Raw genomic sequence first — 18,179 nt, forward strand, 5'->3', positions numbered from 1 at the left:
ATGAGCCTGAACTACTCACAATTACGGGAGTGTGTTGTTGTCCCCGCTTTAAGTCAGCTTGGGTTGTATTCGGAAGCCGCTGAGCAACTGGTGATCGGCACGATAGCTCAAGAGTCTAATGGCACATACATCAAGCAGATCGGAGCAGGCCCAGCGCTTGGTCTGATCCAGATGGAGCCGCTTACCCATAAAGATCTCTGGCTTAACTTCATTAACTACAAGCCATGCTTTCGTGATGCTCTTTTGCAGATGACATCAGATAGCGTTGACGTGAACTACGACCAGCATGGTTGGCCAGATCATCAGGCATTGGTTTGGAATCTTCGGTATGCGTTCGCGATGTGTCGAATGCACTACTACCGCAAGCCTGAAGCATTACCCAAAGCCAATGATATCAAGGCATTGGCTCAGTACTGGAAGATTCACTACAACACAGTGAAAGGCGCTGGTACCACAGCTGAATTTCTCCATAACTTCCCGTATGACATGTACGGGCTTAATCGAGGTGACTACCTATGAGACATGTATTAGCACTGCTTGGAATGTTGGTGGCCTTGTTGGTCATGCCCACAGCGGCTTATGCCACGGAAGTGGTAGCAGATGACGGTGGCTTTATTGCCATGCTGGTTGGGGCGCTCCCGACACTTATAGAACTAACGCCTGCTTGGGTGGGGGTTGTGATCGGTGTGGTGTATGCCCTGGCACATGCTGTGGCTATGTTGCCCACGAAGTTTACTAGCGGCTGGCCTAGTTGGTTGAAATCATTGATTAATTTATTAGCTGCCAACTATGGCAAGGCTAAGAATAAAGATGGCTAGCTTACTTAAATTGATGCTCATTCTGATGGAATGGGCGGTGCAGGTTAAGAGGCGTGATGATGAAGCCCAGAAGCAAGAGCGACTACGTAAGGCGCGCACTGATCCTGCTGGGTATCTGCGTCAGTTTGGCAGGGTGCGGCATGTTGAGTCCAGTGGCTCAGCCGATCCCGTGCCCCGCGATCGAACCGGTACTGATAAACACGACGGTCAATGACCAGGTGTTCATAGTCCCAATAGATGAGATGGGACAGATAACTTCTTACATCGAGCAGCTTAGGCAGTGCGTTAACAATGAATGAAATCGGCTTCAATATCTCCAATGACTTCAAGAGAATGGAGAAGATTCTCCATGGTCTACAAACGGACGTTATTCAGAAAGCCAAGATTCGCGCGCTTAATCGAACCGCTGAACGAGTGAAGGAACACACGGTACGACAGGTGTTGCCAAAGTATATTGATCGCCCGACACGTTGGACGCTGAACTCAGTAATGGTGCGGAATGCGAGCCGAAAAGGCGGCATGGAAGCGAGGGTGTTATTCAAGGACTGGCGATACGTTGCCAAGTCTGCATCGGCAGCGGCGGACTACTTAGACCCAATGATTGAGGGTGGCGATCGTAGGCCAAAGAACTTTGAGCGGCGCCTAAAGAGAAGCGGGTTGATTCGCAAGGATCAGTTTGCATTGCCCGGTGGTGATATACGGCTTGACCGGTTCGGCAATATTCCTGCTCGCGTCAGTGACCATATCTTGCGAGACCTTAAGGCATACAACGACGGTGGCTACGATCGTAATACCAAACGCCAAGCGTTGAAGTATTTCTTGTTACCCCGTTACCCGCATAAGCCGATAGGTGTCTATTGGCGTCAGGGTGGCAAGCTTAAGCAGGCAATTGTATTTGCTGAGGACGCGCCCAACTACGAGGCTCGATTACCATTCTATCTCGAAGCTCAAAAGATGACCGTACGGGTCATAAGTGAGGAATTTCGGGAAGCGGCTCAATATTACGCCGCGCGTATGTCTAAGTAGTTGAAAATTAAGGCTTTGGGTCCTTCCTAGACATAAAACCAATGGGGGTTATTCAGGTCCCATGCTATCTCTAGCTATAAAAGGTTCCTAGGACTTCCTTTCTTTTTGCCGCCAACCAAAGCTTTGTTGGGGGTCTTTTTAAGTTGGGTTTTTAAAAACTCTTTAAATTCATTTGGTTGCAAATTGTCGAGTGCAAATGGCACACGCTCAGGTTGGGTGTTTTAAGCTTTTCAAAAAGCCTAGGGTAATATTTTTCTTTTTATGCAGTTGTCTGCTTCTGCCCGACAGATTCTTTTTGATTTCAGTTGGTTAGTAGGTTTCACATGGGAAAGAAAGTCCAAAAAAAAGAGCTGGCCGACATACTTGGAGTGACTGAAAAGACGCTCACCACGTGGCAAAAAAACGGCATGCCAATCGAAGTAGTTGGAGGTCGAGGTTCGCGAAATATCTACGATACTGAAGCCGTAGTTGAATGGCTTGTAACTCAGCGAATGATGAAAGCCGGAGTGGGGCAGGGTAAGGAAGTTTCGAAGGTCTTTGATGAGAAGATTGAAGGCGCTCGGTTAAAGCACTGGCAAGCCAACGAAAAAGAGATTGCGGTGCGAGAAGAAGCCAAGCAATTGCTGCGCCGCCAAGAAATTGAATTCAAATTAGGTCAGATTATAACCGCCGCAAAATCGGGGCTTATGAACCTAGCTCCACGACTTTCACAGCGATTGGCTCTCACTAAAGAGCAAAAAGCGATCGTAGAAGATGAAGTTAAGTCAGCATTGGTAAGCATGGGTGAACAGAATGTCATTGAGCAATGATAACTTTTTGCCTGAAATCAGCTTTTCGAGCATGGACGAAGTATACAAAGACCTGCAAAGCCTTTGGTTTCCGCCACCAGACGAGAGCATCACAGAATGGGCGGAGCGATACCGCAAGTTATCAGCTGAAAACAGCGCCTTGCCGGGTGACTATCGAATATCGGTAACGCCCTTCCTTAAAGAAATTCAAGATGCTTGCTGTGATCCTGATATCCCGCGTGTTGTGTGTCAAAAGTCCGCGCAGGTTGCTTGGACAGACGGCATTATAAATAACGTGTTGGGCTATCACATACACCGTGATCCATGCCCTGCGTTAGTTTTGTTCCCAACCGAAGATATGGCAGAGCGATACTCAAAAGAGAAGTTCGGCCCCATGATTCGTGATAGCGAGCCACTAGCAGAACGCATCAATCTGCAGTCACGCAATGCAGGCAATACAATTCTAAGTAAGCACTATCGCGGTGGGCACCTTGAGTTAGTCGGCTCGAATGCACCATCTAAACTTGCCTCATCACCGATTCGATTGATCTTAGTTGAAGAACCCGATCGCTGTTCACGAAACTCTGGTGGTGAAGGTAACTCGCTTAAACTTGCTTATGAACGTGGTAAAACCTTCTACAACCGAAAAATCATTTTAGGTGGCTCCCCGACGCTAAAAGGAACCAGCGAGATAGAGCGTGAAATGGCCCTCAGTGATAAGCGTCATTTTTACATCCCATGCCCTCATTGCAGTGAATTTACTCGCCTGCAATGGAACATGGTGGTTTGGGAAAAAGCTGATAAAGAAATTCACGAAGTGTACGAAGAGCACTTGCCAGAAACTGCAAAATTAAAATGCCCGAACTGCGAAGAGCTGTTTACCAACAACCAAAAAAACGAAGCGCTGCAACTTGGAGAGTGGCGAGCAACCGCCCCCTTCACTGGCGTAGCGGGGTTTTACATAAACGAGCTATACAGTCCGTTCCCTAATGCTCGCTTACAAGATGTCGTCGAAAAATTCTTAGAGGCTCACAAGCTCGAAAAATCGGGTGATCATACGCTCATGACAACGTGGAAGAACACTTCCATGGGCGAGACGTTTGAAATAGAGAGCGAAAGTGTAGACGCAACAGGGTTTGAAAACCGCCGCGAAGTTTACCAAGCCGACGTCCCACACGACGGCATCATCATTACCTGTTGGTTTGATACTCAAGACGATCGCTTAGAAGGTGAATTCGTTGCGTGGGGGCCAAACGAAGAGACGTGGTCACTAGACTACGTGAAATTGCATGGCGATCTATCCCGTCCAGAGATTTGGAACGAGTTAGAAAAGCACATGAACCGTGATTTTATCAGTGCGACAGGCGTCATACATCGTGCTCGTTTGTGTGGCATCGATGCAGGCGGTCACTTTACTGGCGAAGTACACGCATTCTGTCGACGAGATATATTTCGCTATATACCGACATTTGGCTCAAAAGAGAACGGATCAACTAAGCCTGTTGCAAGCTTTCCACAAAAAGCCAACAACAAGCACAAAACGTACCTCACAGAGCTTAATACAGTCACAGCCAAGCAGGTCATATACGCACGGATCAAACACCAAAAAGTAGGCCCCGGCTACTGTCATTTTCCACTCAAAGAAGTCTATGACGAGCGGTACTTTCACGGCCTAGTGATTGAAAAAATGATCAAGAAATACAGCAAAGGCCAAGAGTACTTCACGTTTGAAAATCCGCCGGGTGGTCGAAATGAGCCGCTGGACTGTCGTGTTGGAAACTTCGCAATGATTCGTATATTGCAGCAAAACTACGGTATGAATCTGCGGTCACTGCAAAAGCTCATGGAGCAAACAATGCCAAAAGTCGAACCATCAGCACCACAATTTGTGCAAACAGAGATTGAAGCGGAAGAGGTTGTAACTTCAAATCAGCCAGTTCCAAAGCCAGCACAAAAAAGCGAAAAGCCAAAGCCTAAAAAGCGCTCGTTCGGAAAAGTCGGGAGTATCAAAACGTGACAGAGCTACAAGAAGCGGAAGCAGAGCTAGCTGTGCTCAAAGCGGCCAAATCAAAACGCCTGCTAGGCACAGCAACACAAAGCGTATCGGGCGATGGGGATAGTATCTCCTTCGCTGCGGTGTCAATTTCACAAATGAATGCCGAAATCACCCGTCTTAAACGTCGTATTCGTGCGCTAAGCGGTGGAGGTCGAGGCATCACAGCTAATCCGGTGCCACGATGATACTTGACCACACAGGAATGCCGTTTCGTAGTGAGCCTGCGTATCGCGGAGCAAACAACGACCACCATAAAAACTGGCGACCAAGGAAACGCAGTGCGGATGCGGATTTACTCCCTGAAAAAAGCACATTAGACGCCCGCCAAGCGGATCTTTTCCGCAACAACGGCGTAGCCAAAGGCGCAAAGCAAACCATGACCGACCACGTTGTCGGCTCCATGCTCATGCCCACGCCAAAGCCGAACTATCAAGCACTTGGAAAAGACGCTGAATGGGCGCGCGAATGGGCGCGAAAAGCAAAAAACCTGTTTAAACTTTGGGCGAACTCGCAAGATGCATCGCTAGCGCGTAACCAGAATTTTCACTCAATGACGCAGCTGACATTTATGCAGTCGTTTGATGCAGGAGAAAGTTTTGCGATCCCGCGCTGGAAACCCATGCGGGACAATGCATTTTGCATACAAATAATCGACCCTGACCGAGTATGTACGCCATACGGGAAAACGGACGGCGCAGGCATGCGGCGGGGTATTGAGAAAAACAGTGACGGTGAGGCGATCGCATATCACATCGCCAACCGCCACCCAATAGACCTATCTCGAGACCTACTGAAATGGAAAAGGGTGCCAGCGCGAACCCCTTGGGGGCGCCGCAAAGTCATCCATACTTACGACATAACACGGCCAGAGCAATCTCGCGGTGTCGGGGCGCTGGTATCGGCGTTGTCAGAGTTCAAAATACTGGATGACTACTCGCAAGCGGAACTAAAAGCCGCTGCAAACAATGCGTTAATCGCGGCGTTTGTAAAATCGGATATGCCTGATGAACTGATTCGGCAGATATACCAGCCGCCATCAAATGGAGACAACCCTGATGCCACGGTAGCCAGTGAATACTTGGACGCACGGGACAGCATGGATTACACCATGAGTCCTAACTCTGTTATTCCATTGCTACCGAACGAAGACGTTACGCCGTTTTTGCCAGGGCGTCCGAATCCATCTTATAGCGCCTTTGTGGAAAATATCTTTCGTCAGATCGGCGTTTCGTTCGGCATGCCCTATGAAATGCTGATGAAGGATTTCAGCAAAACCAACTACTCAAGCGCCCGCGCCTCTATGCTAGAAGCATACAAATTCGTGAAAAATCGACGGGCTTGGCTTATCTCTGCATGGGCACAGCCTGTGTACGAATTATGGTTAGAAGAGCAAGTCAACAAAGGCGCCCTAGAGGCGCCTGATTTTTATGCAAATCGCGCCGCTTACTGTCAGTGCGGCTGGATTGCCAGCGGCAAAGGTTGGGTTGATCCAGTAAAAGAGGCCCAGGGTGCGAAACTTCGCGTCGAGTATGGATTCTCAACCTATGAGGCAGAGTGCGCAGAGCAGGGCCTCGATTGGGAGGATAACTTAGAGCAAATCGCTCACGAACGCCAAGTCATGGCAGATAAGGGCGTTCAGCTCTCCGATATTTATCAATTAATAGGTGATACAAATGACGCAGAAGAAACAGCACAACCGAATAATGCTACTGCTGGATGAGATTTTTAACCGAAACTTAGCCATCGATCAGCAGTATTTATTGGTAGCTCTTGGTGCGTTGACCAACCTCGGAAAAATCGACTTTTCCATGCTGGAAATGAATGGGGAAATATTCGAGCCAGCTCAATTGGTGGGCATGGCTGCTGAGTTCAGTCGAGAAACCGTTCGGCCTTACCACGTTCGAGATGGAGCGGCCATCATTCCTGTTCATGGTTCTCTGACACACCGCTACGGCAGTCTTCGGCCTTCTAGCGGTATGACTGGTTATGATGGTATTCGTCTCAACATTGAAATGGCACAAGACGACCCGCAAGTCAGCGGCATCATCTACGACATTAACTCGCCCGGTGGGTCGGTCGATGGCCTGTTCGATTTAACGGATTGGGCTAAGGGGTTCGTTACCAAACCAACCCGCGCGATTGTCGATCCGCAAGCATGCAGTGCGGCTCAATTGTTTGCTTCGGTTGCTGACAAGGTCACGCTCTCGCGCACCGATCGCATGGGTTCTATCGGTGCAGTTTCGGCACACACCGATGTTTCTAAGATGATGGAAGGGCGCGGCCAAAAAATCACACTCATCGCTGCGGGCGCAAAGAAAATCGAAGGGAACCCATATGAGGCCCTATCTGAAGAGGTTTACAACAGTCGAAAAGCCTCGCTTGAAGAGTTGCGTACGATGTTCGTGCAAACCCTTGTTGATAATCGTGGCTGTGACTTTGATGCATTGATGGCCACCGAAGCGGCGGTGCTCAGTGCAAAGCAAGCAGTCGAGCTAAAGCTAGCCGACAAAATCATGTCTCCAGCGGATTCGTTGGACGAATTCATTGATCAAATCAACCCAACAAATACCGGAGTAATCCCAATGTCAAAACCAGATACCAACGCAAATGCTCAAGAATCACAAGGTCCACAGCTAGACGAAAGCGCTATTCGCGCCGAAGCAGCGACAGCTGAGCGCGCACGAATCAAGGGTATTATTATGTCGGAACAGAGCGAAGGCCGCTCAGAAATGGCTCAGCATATTGCGTTTAATACCGACATGAGCGCAGAGCAGGGCGTCGCCATGCTGGGTGTCTCGCCTAAAATGTCCGCAACGCTTGAAACAAAGACCGAACCAACGGCAACAACCGACTTCGCCACAGTCATGGCAAACCATGACCCGCAGGTGCCATCGGATGATCAAGATACAGGTTTAGATGCTGAGGCAGCAGCATCTAAAAACCCGCTGATTGCGGCTCACCAGTCCATGCACGCCTAATCACTGGCCGCGCACTTACTTAACTTAATTAGAGGAAAGTTACCATGTCAGATTATGGTATGGCGTCAGTCACTGACGTGTCAGAAAACTTTGTGCCGTTTATCACCGGCGAAAAGCCACAAATCACCGACACCGTTACGATTGCCAGCGGCCACGCTGTTGCGCAATACACGGTGCTAGGTCGCGTAACGGCCACAGACAAATACATTCCATGCGTCAAAACTGCGACAGACGGCTCACAGGTGCCTCGTCGTATTGCTATCTACGCCGTCGACTCAACGGGCGGTGACGCATTAGGTCCGGTCTATTGTGAAGTGGAATGCAACCCTGATGAGCTTGTGATCGACGGTTCGTGGGGGGCACCAGAAGAAATGAAAGAGCTATTCGCAGACCAAGGTATCTACCTGCGTCGCCCGATGTAACGGCAAGCCAACCAGAAATTAACCTTTAAGTTTATAAAGCGCCTCCGGGTGCTTTTTTTGTGGAGAAACCACCATGTCAGTATTTGATCGTTATGAGCTTGCCCAATACATTGAGGAGCAAGCTCAAGTTCCAACCTTTTATTTAAACCGCTTTGCTTCGGCGATCGTCGAAAGTGAAGATGAAGAAGTATTGGTGGAAATGAAGTTTGCCGGTAAAGAAGTGGCACCACTGGTTATGCCAATGGAGCAGGGCCAAGTTATTTACGAGCGACAAACTTCAAGCAAGAAGTTAACGCCGGCTTACACTAAGATGAAAGACATCATCACACCAAAACATGCCATGAAACGTCGAGTGGGTGAAAAGGTTCGTGATAAAGTGACCCCTTTGCAACGCTTGAATGCTGCAACAGTTGATCAATTTGTTACCCATGACCAGCGTCTAACACGTCTGCTTGAGTATATGTGCTCTCGCGCATTTACGGACGGTAAGATTACTCTAACTTACAAAGATGATCGTCAAGCTTTGGTTGATTTCGGCCGTGATGCATCTCTAACGGTTGTTCTTGATGACTCTGCTGGTAACGAGTTCTGGAGTAACGAAAACACCAAAATCGTCGATCAGATCGATACGCATATGAAGCGCATGTCTGATGCAAAAGGCGGTGTGGCGGCAACCGATATGGTGATGCCTTTGGATGTGTGGCAACACTTCAAAAACAACGCCCAAGTCAAGGACACCCTTAACACTGATCTAGCAGGTCAGACTGGAGCCCTTGAGCGTGGGGTCACCATGCCAGATGGTATCGAGCTAAAAGGCACGCTTGGCAACAATCTGCGCGTATGGGTGGATACTCGTACTGTTTCAATCAAAGGTGTGCAAACTGCGTTGCAACAAGCTAAGAAAGTCACCTTCTTGTCAGATGCCGTTGAAGCAACTCAGTACTTTGGGGCCATTCTTGATGTTGAGGCTATGCTTGCCATGCGCATGTACTCGAAGCACTGGAATGAAAATAGCCCGTCAGTTCGTGTGGCTGAGTCTCAATCAGCCCCGCTGGTTGCACCAGGCAATCCAAACGCTACATCCAGCATGACGGTTTTGGCGTAAGCCTAGCGTCTTAATCATAACCACTTAAAGCGGTACCAGTTCACACTGGCGCCGCTTTTTATTGGGGAAATATCATGACTCAAGCTCAAAAAACAAAGGCTGCAGAAGCCAAAGCAGCGGAAGAAGCCAAAGCAGCGGAAGAAGCCAAAGCAGCGGAAGAAGCCAAAGCAGCGGAAGCAGCGGAAGAGGCCAAAGCGGCGGAAGCAGCGGAAGAGGCCAAAGCGGCGGAAGAAGCCAAAGCAGCGGAAGCAGCGGAAGCAGCGGAAGAGGCCAAAGCGGCGGAAGCAGCGGAAGAGGCCAAAGCGGCGGAAGCAGCGGAAGAGGCCAAAGCAGCGGAAGAAGCCAAAGCAGCGGAAGAAGCCAAAGCAGCGGAAGAGGCCAAAGCAGCGGATGCAGCGAAGACCTCTGGTTTGGATATGATCGCGATCAATACGATCGGAAACCACAAGCCCGGAGACAAATTCAAGGCCAAAGATAAGGCGGCATTTGATCGTTTTATCTCTTTAGGCGCCGCGAAAAAGGCGTAAACCATGAAAAAAGTCGAGCTATTTCGGGTCATGGCGGAAAACCTAGGTGAACCGGCTTTTCACGAAAGCGCCCCAGAGACAGAGCTTCAAGTGCGTTTCAAAAATGACTTTCTGGATGGCGGCGACTTCGTTGGAGAAGGCAATGTGCTGACCGTTGCGGATGAGGACATTCCGCCAAACCCGATTGGCTCGATGATTACTGTAGGCGGTCAATCCTACTACATCCGTCAGCCTGTCGGTGGCGGCGCGGGCGTCACCAAGTATCAAGTTGAAAAGGTCGCGTGATGCATAAGATCGAAACCATATTAGAAGCCATCAAAACGGCCCTTTCAGCAGACCTAGCGCCCACGCTTGTTGAACGTTCGCCCGTTTATAAATCTGATAAACCACGAGTCTTGATTCGCCAAGGCTCTGAAAATACAGAGTCCGAGGCTTTTTTTACCGATGCCTCGTTTGAGCTGATTATAGGTCAAATCGTATTAGCGCAGTCGGATCAACTGGAAAGCAAAGCGAATGAACAGCGAGCAGTGGTTCATAAATGCTTGATGTCATTGCAGGGCATAGTACCAGGCATGATGGAGATCAGCGCTCAGCGAGTCGAAGACGCCAATATCAACAGCGAAGCGCCCGCGCTGAGCCGTGATCTTATCTATCTCGTCCGTTATCGCTACAACACGAAGGACCCAAGTTTATGACTAAGAAAACCAAGCAGCCGCCAAAAATGACGCATAAACCGCGTAGCGGCGGCACCGTCACCAAGCCAAAACCAACCCAACCAACACAAAGCGAGGCGGTAGTCGATGAAACTAACAAAGCGTAGTGTGATCGCCCTTGGCATCGAACCAACACAAGGCACAGAAACTGTGCTGTCGGAAGCCACTCATGCAAAACTGGTAGAAGACCTGAAATGGTCGCCAGCCAACGAGCGTATGGCAGAGCGCAAGCCGACCAGAGCAACCTTTGGCGAGCTGAAGAAGATCTATGCAGGTCATCTAATCGAAGTGTCATTTAGCATGGAGATCAAAGGCTCAGGCGTAGCGGGTACCGCTCCAGAAATTGGCGATTGTCTAAAAGCCTGTGGATTGTCTGAAACGATCACAGCCGACACATCTGTTGAGTATCAGCCAGCCACCACAGGCCAACAATCCGCAACGATTTACGTCTGGGAAGATGGCGACTTAATCAAGCTGGTTGGTTGTATGGGCAAGGTGACGTTTGACTTCAGCACGGGCGCGATCGGCAAAGCGTCATTCACGTTTACAGGCCACCAAAAGGGCAATATCGCGGCAACATCGCTGCCCACGCCTTCTTACAGCTCCATGGTACCAGTGCCATTGATTGGCGTTGCGTTTTCGCTCGGCGGCACGGTTGATGTGTCTAAATTGTCCATAGATTTAGGCATCCAAGTGACCACGCCAGACAGCATGACCAGCGCAGACGGCTATGGCGATGTCTTCATCGCTGATCGCAATGTCACAGGCTCCATTGACCCGTTGGCTAAGACCGCTGATGCCAAAGACTATCTTGTCGATTGGAAGGGTGGCACCGAGTCCGCATTGACGACAGGCGGCATTGGTACGCAAGCAGGCAATATTTACACGGTTTCAATGCCAAAAGTGTACAACGCCTCAGCGCCGAAAGCAGGTGATCGTAACGGTCAAGTCAGCCGAGATCTAAGCCTACATGCATTACCGACAAACGGTGATGATGAATTTTCTATTACATTCACGTAGAGGCACACATGGTAACTATCAACCCAGACAGCAAACTGGTCCCCACGTGGTACCAATCCAAGCTGGATAAAAATGATCCTATTGAGTGGCTGTTGAAGCCGCTCACTGGCATGGAATTCATGCAAGTGCAAAGCGGCGCTCGCATGACAGAAGAAGGTGGCATTGTTTACTCTGCTCAAGCTCAACGAGACGCCATGCGCTTCGCGATACGCGACTGGAAAGGCGTTCAGCACGAGCAAACAAGTGAGCCGATTGAATACAGCTATTATCTACTCGAAACACTGCCAAGCCAGTATCTCATCGAAGTATTTCGAGAGATCGCAGACCGAGCAATGTTGCGTGAGTACGAACGAAAAAACTCCTCATCGCAGTCGCAGTCTACAGCAACGCAGAGCAATTCAACTGCGGCAGCTGTGTCTGGGGCCGGCACTGCGATCGGAGCAACCCAGCCCCAATAAAACAATGGAGCATAGAAGGCGTAATCGAATCTGATATTTGCCTAAAGCCCATGATATCCGAGCCATCAAGCGAGTTGATTGGTTTGTATAAACATTTTAAAGACAATCGCAACCCGCTCAGCGGTGGTTTGCTTGATCAGCCACAAGCGTTTTTGAATGCGATGAACGTAATAGAAGAGGCTTTGAGCAACGATGAGTAATACACGCCACGAGTTCGTATTGACAGCTAGCGATCGCACGAAAGCTGCGTTCGCTTCGGCTGTCTCCTCTGTCAATCATTTGCGTCAATCTGCGCTCACAGCAAGCAATCTCATTTCAACAGCGCTTGGCGGCGTCGGTGTCGTGGCGTTCACGACAGAAATGGCAGATATGGGCGAAAACGCGCTATTAGCGTCAGATCGCCTGAATACCACAACCGAACAAATCACCTCTCTGCAGTACGCAGCGAGTAAGTTTGGTGTAGATGGCGAGTCCATGAACGGCATATTGCAAGACATGTCAGTTCGTATCCAAGAGTTTGCAACCATTGGTACAGGTGAAGGCGCCGACTTCTTTGAAACACTCAGCCTCGATGCTAAAGAATTCGCAAATTTAGAGCCTGATCAGCTCCTATATCGAGTAGCCCAAGAGCTAGAAAACGTAAGTGACGCCAGTGCACGTGTATACCTAGATCAACTGGGTGGAGATAACCTAGTTTCGTTATTGCCTGCGTTGCGTAACGGGGCCGCGGGCCTCAAAGAGTTACAGCAAGAGGCATACGATACCAACAAAGTTCTGTCGCAAATTGATGCGGTTCGGCTGGGCAACATTGCCAACGAAATCAACATCATGAAAAACTCAAGCAAAGCCCTATCTTTGCAGCTCGCGGCAGAGTTTGAGCCAGCGGTAAAGGCGATCGGCGCCCGGTTTAAGGAGTTCGCTAGCGATGAAAACGCTGTGTCAGATACGTTGGATAAATTGGCGATCGGCGGCACTCTGGTAGCCAGCGTCTACGGTGGGCGTATGGTTAGTTCGTTGGTCGCATCAACCCAAGCGAAATACGCCGATATGATCGCGGCACGTCAAAGCGCCGCCGCAACATTGGCTGAAGCCGAAGCGGGCCTTGCCAATGCGCAGCAAAAACTAACGATGGAAATGCAAGCTCATGAAGTGAGTATTGTAGAGAAACGTAAAGAAGCCGCCGCGAGCGAGTTGGCCGCCAAAGCCGATCTTGATCGTCTAAAAGCGTCGCGGGCTGCCGCAGTGCAAGATGTTGCCAGTGCGGAACAGGCTAAAGCCTATGCAGCTCAGCTTACGCACAGCAAACAGAGAGCCGAGAAGCTTAAAGAGGCTGAGGCTAATCTAGTCGCAACTAAGAAGACTTTGGCAGCGACAACCAAGCAGGTTGAACGTGCAGAGCAAGCGCATACAGCGGTCGTTACGAGAAACGCGGCCTCAATTCAGGCGGCCACCGATAACACAAAAGCTCTAGATCGAGCGAAACGAAATGTTGAGAAGTCCACTAAAAGCCTGACTAAGGCGCAGTCCCTCTACAACAGCACCGTCAAAGCAGGAACCGTTGCAACGCGAGGCCTAGGGGCTGCGATGTCATTCCTTGGTGGTCCGATTGGACTGTTAACAATGGGCGTCTCTACTATTGCCATGCTGTCCCTGACATCGGGTGAAGCGGCGGGCAATATGAATGCCCTCAATATGAGTGCAGATGAGCTGGGAGAAACGTTTAAAACCAGCGGGACAAGCGATCTTGAAGCAATGCTTCAATCAGTGCGTGGTGAACTCGCGGCAACATCAGCAGCTATAGAAGACTACGACAATCGCAAGGTTGTTGAAGGCTCCATGGCAATGGTGCGAGATCTAGAAAAGTTAGCACAGAAGCAAAATGCGGAACGCCTCACTCAGCAAAGTGAATTGGCTGAAAAAGAGGCGCTGATTACGTCAGAGCTTGAGCGTAGAAAGTCTATTGAGGCTTCACAGCAAGCAGAAATCCGTAAGCAGATCCTGAAACAAGAGCAGCTCGCAAATTTAGAGACGATTCGCACCTCAGCGCAATCAGCAGAGCAACTACAGAATGATGCTCATGAAAAGAACATGGAGACCATTCAAGCAGCGCTGGCCAGCAACGAAATAGATTTTAAGGAAGCGGAGCGACTAAGAGAGTCAGAAACCAATCGGCATGAGCTCGCGAAGAATGCTGCAACATACGCAGCACTTCAAAAGCGTCAATCCATGTTTGCGGATCAGTACACGAAAGAGGAGCAGCTTCGCGTCGAGCATGAGCAACGCATCATACAGTACATGCAGGACAGCGGTATTAATGATCGTGATGACCAGCGTGTACAAGATTTTGCGGCGCAGTCGTTTGCAGAGAAAGAGAAAGCGTACAAAGACTACAAAGAGGAGATCCTTGATCACTATCGTGACCTAAACCGCTCTGCAGTAGAGATAGAACAAGATCGACTCACGGAAGAGTTGGTCCAGCTTAAGAAGTACCAGGCTGATGGCGTACTTTCTACCAATGAGTACAACGATGCAGTAAAAGCAGCCACAGAGAAATCGGAGAAAGCGCAAACTGACCTTTCTAAACGAGAGTGGCGTGAGCGCCTTCATTCTTATGATGAGTTCTCTAACCTGTTTGTAGATATGCAAGACAGCTCTAGCCGCGAACTAGCCGCAATTGGTAAAGCTGCCGCCTTGTATAACATCGGTGTGCGTACTGCTGAAGGTGTCATGACGGCATGGGCAACATCAATGCAGTTAGGCCCTATAGTTGGCCCAATCGTGGGCTCAACCTTGTCAGCGGCGTTAATCGGTTATGGGCTTGAACAAGCCGGGCGAGTAAACAGTCAGACTTACCATACTGGTGGTATCGCTGGTTATGACTCTGATAATTACTCACAGCAGCTCGCTCAAAACGAAGTGCCAACGATACTGCTTCGAGGAGAGGAAGTCCTTACCGAGCAGGATCCGCGACACCGAAACAACCTACAGCTGTCTCGTGAAAGATCGACCTCTCAAACCGAAGGCGCAGTAACCAACACGGTGAGCGTTGGGGATATCTACGTCACCGTACCTGAGGCGAACTCATCAGCTGACCAAATAGCCCAGACGATTGGTGAAAACATCGGCAACATGGTGCTAGGGGTCATTAATACCCGACAAGGCCAAAAGGCCGTGTACTCAGGTGTTGGTGCAGAGGCGCGAAGGAATGGCGGGAAAATTAAGGGCGTTAGTTAATTTTCTAACCTAAAACTTTCTGCGATTTGTCCTACTGCTTCCATTAATTCATTGCTTTCCTGCTGATCATGGGCGGGAGGTTCCAAGACAGCTATGAGTAAGTAGCTGTCTGAGTCAAAGAAGCCGGGGCAGTAAAGTAAGGCCTTATCGCTTTTTCGTTCATACTGAGCTCTAATTTTAGGCCATTTCCTAAAATGAATAGGTAGGTGTGCAAGGTGGATATGGTGAACTTCTTCTTGCAGGCAAATTAATGGATAACGATTATCACCGTCCCGACCAAAGTCATCAGGAGGTATACCAGTTTCCTTGTATAAAGCGAACTTCTCGGTAAGAAGATTAGCGTCTGGGTGGCTGTTTAGGAGGTCACTTAAATAGACTTTAACTTTCCTTGTCATCTGATTTTCTAAATGACTCTAGTCCAGCCAGGTGTTGTTCCATCCTGAATAGCTTTTTCAAGGCCTTCACGAGATAGTTTTTCTAGACCATCAACATCTAAATGGCGAGTCTGCTTTTTAGCCGCAACGAGACTTTCTCTTAATGTCTTGCGCTTTGGCTGTTGTTTATTGCTGACGTTTGCACGTTCAAGGGTTGCGGTACTCATATGTATCACCATTAGTATTGCGTTAGTGAGTTTTTAGTATTGCATTAACTCGATTGGGGCGCAAATCTACCAGAAGGTTAAATTGTGATCAATTGAAACAATGTGAAAAGAATGAAAAGCGTGTTTGCAATCTCTGATTTCCTGATCTACTATCCGTTTTGAGGACTCAAAACCTCTTACAAGCGGATAGAAGCCAACCCCGTCAGTGTTGGATTTTTTGTGCCTGAAATTTATCCGGCGCAAGGATTCTCCTGTTAAGTCGGGAGGGCGACAGCCATACAACACCTTAGGGGAAAACTGTCCGCGGTCTCTTGTAGCCGTTTTGAGCCTCCTGACACCTATCAGCAAATAGGTTAACTCAAAAAAATACAAGGGGATCATGATGATCACAACAGGCAAGAGGCCGACTCTAAACAAGCGTTTTCGCTTAACCTCAACTCATCTTGGAGTCAACGACCCAGCGTCAAACTGGGATGTCACACCAACCGATAACTACCGCTTAGCGTGCCTAAATGGCCGCAGACTGGCGGCATGTTACTTATTGCAAATTCAATCCGATCCGAGTCTCGCTGGCACTGGCCTATTAGGTCATATCGCGGGTGATATTGATTTTCAGGATCAAACGGCCACCAAAGGCCACTGGGTAGGCTTCTTTAGCTATCTCGAAGAGCAGCTTTATAAGGCTGCATCCATTTGCGACATTTATTTAGACCTAGCAAAAGCCCAACAGCAATGGGACGACATCGCTGCGCAGCGCGTACAGCTCGAAAAGCAGGAGGAAAACCTATGAACATTATGCCGTTTCAATTTCATTCTGCACCGGTTCGGGTGGTGGAACGCGAAGGCGAGCCATGGTTTGTTGCGAAAGATGTGGCGGATGTTCTGGGGTACTCCAATACATCTAAAGCGGTTAATACGCATTGTAAGGCAGTTGAGACCTGTCCTACCGAAACGGGAGGTCAGGTGCGTCATGTTCAGGTGATACCAGAAAGAGACGTCTATCGACTAGTTATGCGCTCCAAGATGCCAGAGGCTGAAGCATTTGAGGAGTGGGTGGTGGGTGAAGTATTGCCTGCGATCCGAAAGCAGGGCTCCTACTCGCTAAATAAGCCCGAAGACCTCAGCAAAATGGACGTGCTAAAAATGGCACTAGAGTCCGAAGAGCAGCGGCTAAAGCTGGAGCAAGAGAAACAAGACCTCATCGCCCAGATAGAAGAGGCCGCACCAAAGGTCTCATTTACTGAACAAGTTCAACGAGCGCCCGATACGATCAGCGTTGCCGAAGCCGCTAAGATCATAGGCACTGGCCAGCGGCGCTTATTCGACTTTCTCCGCAATATCGGCTGGATTTCACGAAGAAACGAGCCATACCAAGAGAAAATCGAACAAGGTTTACTTAATGTGAAGCTCAGCAACTTTCAGCACCCAGAGCACGGATTAAAACAATCCGTGACAACTGTGGTGACCGGAAAGGGGTTAACGAAGCTCAAGCAATTGTGGGATAAGCACCACCCGCAGCTTCATTAGGTAATGCAGCGCCCTACGGGGCGCTAATCATTTTTGAGCAGTGTCTTTTATCTTTGTTATGATTAATGGGATGTATGTTAGATTAATTGTGAACAGTGCGATATTTGAATTGAATTGAGTATGCAACTAAAATATAGTTGCATACACCGAAGGGACGACACCTGCTTATGGGAAAGCAAGAAAAAATACAAAAGAAGATCTTCGCTAAACCAACGTGTGCAAACCTAACATGGAGTGAAGCGAAGAGTTTTCTTGAATCAAAAGGGTACAGGGAGTTACAGGGGGACGGTTCAAGAGTGCGTTTTGTTCATGATGAGACGCAGGATGTGATCAGACTGCATAAGCCCCATCCAGGCAATGAATTAAAAAAATATGCAGTTGAGCAGCTTCAAGAGAAGCTGGAATGGATTCGCTAGAGGGGGTTACTATGGCTAGTAAGTATTTTGAGTACAAAGGTTATACAGGAAGTTTAGATTTCGATATCGAAGATAAAATCCTGTATGGCAAAATAGAGTTCATCAATGATTTGGTGAATTACGAAGGGACTACTTTAGAAGAGCTGGAAGCGGAGTTCCGTTTAGCGGTGGATGATTATTTGGAGACTTGCGCTGAGATTGGTAAGGCTCCTGAAAAGACTATGTCGGGAACATTTAATGTTCGAGTAGGTGCGGATTTGCATAAAAAAGCAGCTAAAGCGGCCTTAAAAGAGTCGAAAAGCATAAATGATATAGTTAAGACCGCGTTAACCTATTATTTAGAAAAAGATAGTAAAGAATTTCACCTGCATATTCATAAAGAAGAAAAAGTAGGTGCTAATCGAAATGTTCAAGAGCGCGAAATCCCTAGATGGGCTTCTGATATGAATAATATTGTTGCAGAATCAACAATCAATTGGAGGCACTAAGC

At 48.8% G+C, this 18,179-nt stretch carries 24 protein-coding genes; 22 read left to right on the plus strand and 2 right to left on the minus strand.

What is annotated here, in order from left to right; all coding sequences use genetic code 11:
- The 18 genes from DN730_RS09830 to DN730_RS09910 all read left to right on the plus strand — a co-directional run bounded on the left by DN730_RS09830 (position 1) and on the right by DN730_RS09910 (position 15,145).
- Complete coding sequence (locus tag DN730_RS09830) at positions 1 to 519, plus strand: hypothetical protein (RefSeq protein WP_115467938.1); 519 nt, start codon at positions 1 to 3, stop codon at positions 517 to 519.
- A complete protein-coding gene (locus tag DN730_RS09835) occupies positions 516 to 818 on the plus strand; it encodes a hypothetical protein (protein WP_115467939.1) in 303 nt (100 codons plus the stop codon). The genes DN730_RS09830 and DN730_RS09835 overlap by 4 nt, the downstream gene beginning before the upstream one ends.
- Entirely contained in the window at positions 811 to 1,032 is a 222-nt protein-coding gene (locus tag DN730_RS09840) for a hypothetical protein (protein WP_115467940.1), read from the plus strand. The genes DN730_RS09835 and DN730_RS09840 overlap by 8 nt, the downstream gene beginning before the upstream one ends.
- 77 nt (positions 1,033 to 1,109) lie before the next feature.
- Entirely contained in the window at positions 1,110 to 1,844 is a 735-nt protein-coding gene (locus DN730_RS09845) for a hypothetical protein (RefSeq protein WP_115467941.1), read from the plus strand.
- 323 nt (positions 1,845 to 2,167) lie between these two features.
- Complete coding sequence (locus tag DN730_RS09850; RefSeq protein ID WP_115467942.1) at positions 2,168 to 2,653, plus strand: terminase small subunit; 486 nt, start codon at positions 2,168 to 2,170, stop codon at positions 2,651 to 2,653.
- Entirely contained in the window at positions 2,637 to 4,649 is a 2,013-nt protein-coding gene (locus DN730_RS09855; protein ID WP_115467943.1) for a phage terminase large subunit family protein, read from the plus strand. The genes DN730_RS09850 and DN730_RS09855 overlap by 17 nt, the downstream gene beginning before the upstream one ends.
- Entirely contained in the window at positions 4,646 to 4,873 is a 228-nt protein-coding gene (locus DN730_RS09860) for a gpW family head-tail joining protein (RefSeq protein WP_115467944.1), read from the plus strand. The genes DN730_RS09855 and DN730_RS09860 overlap by 4 nt, the downstream gene beginning before the upstream one ends.
- On the plus strand, positions 4,870 to 6,408 hold the full coding sequence (locus tag DN730_RS09865) for a phage portal protein (RefSeq protein ID WP_115467945.1): 1,539 nt from the start codon (positions 4,870 to 4,872) through the stop codon (positions 6,406 to 6,408). The genes DN730_RS09860 and DN730_RS09865 overlap by 4 nt, the downstream gene beginning before the upstream one ends.
- Entirely contained in the window at positions 6,362 to 7,666 is a 1,305-nt protein-coding gene (locus tag DN730_RS09870; RefSeq protein ID WP_115467946.1) for a S49 family peptidase, read from the plus strand. Before DN730_RS09865 ends, DN730_RS09870 begins: the two co-directional genes overlap by 47 nt.
- A gap of 44 nt (positions 7,667 to 7,710) precedes the next feature.
- Positions 7,711 to 8,088, plus strand: coding sequence for a head decoration protein (locus tag DN730_RS09875; RefSeq protein ID WP_115467947.1), 378 nt, complete (start codon positions 7,711 to 7,713; stop codon positions 8,086 to 8,088).
- 73 nt (positions 8,089 to 8,161) lie between these two features.
- A complete protein-coding gene (locus DN730_RS09880; protein WP_115467948.1) occupies positions 8,162 to 9,193 on the plus strand; it encodes a major capsid protein in 1,032 nt (343 codons plus the stop codon).
- A gap of 74 nt (positions 9,194 to 9,267) precedes the next feature.
- Positions 9,268 to 9,720 carry a hypothetical protein gene (locus DN730_RS19165; protein ID WP_211313861.1) on the plus strand — a complete coding sequence of 151 codons (453 nt, stop codon included), beginning with the start codon at positions 9,268 to 9,270 and terminating at the stop codon, positions 9,718 to 9,720.
- 3 nt (positions 9,721 to 9,723) lie between these two features.
- A complete protein-coding gene (locus DN730_RS09890; protein WP_115467949.1) occupies positions 9,724 to 10,005 on the plus strand; it encodes a head-tail joining protein in 282 nt (93 codons plus the stop codon).
- Positions 10,005 to 10,415, plus strand: a complete 411-nt coding sequence (locus DN730_RS09895) for a hypothetical protein (protein WP_115467950.1) — start codon at positions 10,005 to 10,007, stop codon at positions 10,413 to 10,415. The genes DN730_RS09890 and DN730_RS09895 overlap by 1 nt, the downstream gene beginning before the upstream one ends.
- Positions 10,412 to 10,540, plus strand: coding sequence for a hypothetical protein (locus DN730_RS19355; protein WP_281270514.1), 129 nt, complete (start codon positions 10,412 to 10,414; stop codon positions 10,538 to 10,540). Before DN730_RS09895 ends, DN730_RS19355 begins: the two co-directional genes overlap by 4 nt.
- Positions 10,521 to 11,453, plus strand: coding sequence for a phage tail tube protein (locus DN730_RS09900; protein WP_115467951.1), 933 nt, complete (start codon positions 10,521 to 10,523; stop codon positions 11,451 to 11,453). Before DN730_RS19355 ends, DN730_RS09900 begins: the two co-directional genes overlap by 20 nt.
- Positions 11,454 to 11,461: 8 nt before the next feature.
- On the plus strand, positions 11,462 to 11,911 hold the full coding sequence (locus DN730_RS09905) for a hypothetical protein (RefSeq protein ID WP_115467952.1): 450 nt from the start codon (positions 11,462 to 11,464) through the stop codon (positions 11,909 to 11,911).
- Between the two features lie 192 nt (positions 11,912 to 12,103).
- Entirely contained in the window at positions 12,104 to 15,145 is a 3,042-nt protein-coding gene (locus tag DN730_RS09910; RefSeq protein ID WP_115467953.1) for a hypothetical protein, read from the plus strand.
- Here DN730_RS09910 and DN730_RS09915 read toward each other — a convergent pair.
- Positions 15,142 to 15,540: a type II toxin-antitoxin system YafO family toxin gene (locus DN730_RS09915; RefSeq protein ID WP_115467954.1), complete on the minus strand. Its 399-nt coding sequence runs from the start codon at positions 15,538 to 15,540 to the stop codon at positions 15,142 to 15,144. The two genes, DN730_RS09910 and DN730_RS09915, sit on opposite strands and share 4 nt — an antisense overlap.
- An 8-nt stretch (positions 15,541 to 15,548) precedes the next feature.
- Positions 15,549 to 15,746: a hypothetical protein gene (locus tag DN730_RS09920; protein ID WP_115467955.1), complete on the minus strand. Its 198-nt coding sequence runs from the start codon at positions 15,744 to 15,746 to the stop codon at positions 15,549 to 15,551.
- A gap of 379 nt (positions 15,747 to 16,125) precedes the next feature.
- On the opposite strand from DN730_RS09920, the gene DN730_RS09925 reads away from it, so the two are divergent.
- The 4 genes from DN730_RS09925 to DN730_RS09940 all read left to right on the plus strand — a co-directional run bounded on the left by DN730_RS09925 (position 16,126) and on the right by DN730_RS09940 (position 18,177).
- Entirely contained in the window at positions 16,126 to 16,536 is a 411-nt protein-coding gene (locus DN730_RS09925; RefSeq protein ID WP_147290573.1) for a hypothetical protein, read from the plus strand.
- Positions 16,533 to 17,273, plus strand: coding sequence for a phage antirepressor (locus DN730_RS19070; RefSeq protein ID WP_211313862.1), 741 nt, complete (start codon positions 16,533 to 16,535; stop codon positions 17,271 to 17,273). Before DN730_RS09925 ends, DN730_RS19070 begins: the two co-directional genes overlap by 4 nt.
- A 167-nt stretch (positions 17,274 to 17,440) precedes the next feature.
- Positions 17,441 to 17,689: a type II toxin-antitoxin system HicA family toxin gene (locus DN730_RS09935; RefSeq protein ID WP_115467957.1), complete on the plus strand. Its 249-nt coding sequence runs from the start codon at positions 17,441 to 17,443 to the stop codon at positions 17,687 to 17,689.
- Positions 17,690 to 17,700: 11 nt separating this feature from the next.
- Positions 17,701 to 18,177 carry a type II toxin-antitoxin system HicB family antitoxin gene (locus tag DN730_RS09940; RefSeq protein WP_115468044.1) on the plus strand — a complete coding sequence of 159 codons (477 nt, stop codon included), beginning with the start codon at positions 17,701 to 17,703 and terminating at the stop codon, positions 18,175 to 18,177.
- The last annotated feature ends 2 nt before the right edge of the window (positions 18,178 to 18,179 follow it).

The organism is Marinomonas piezotolerans (assembly GCF_003362755.1).
In the GTDB taxonomy this organism is placed as follows: Bacteria; Pseudomonadota; Gammaproteobacteria; order Pseudomonadales; family Marinomonadaceae; genus Marinomonas; species Marinomonas piezotolerans.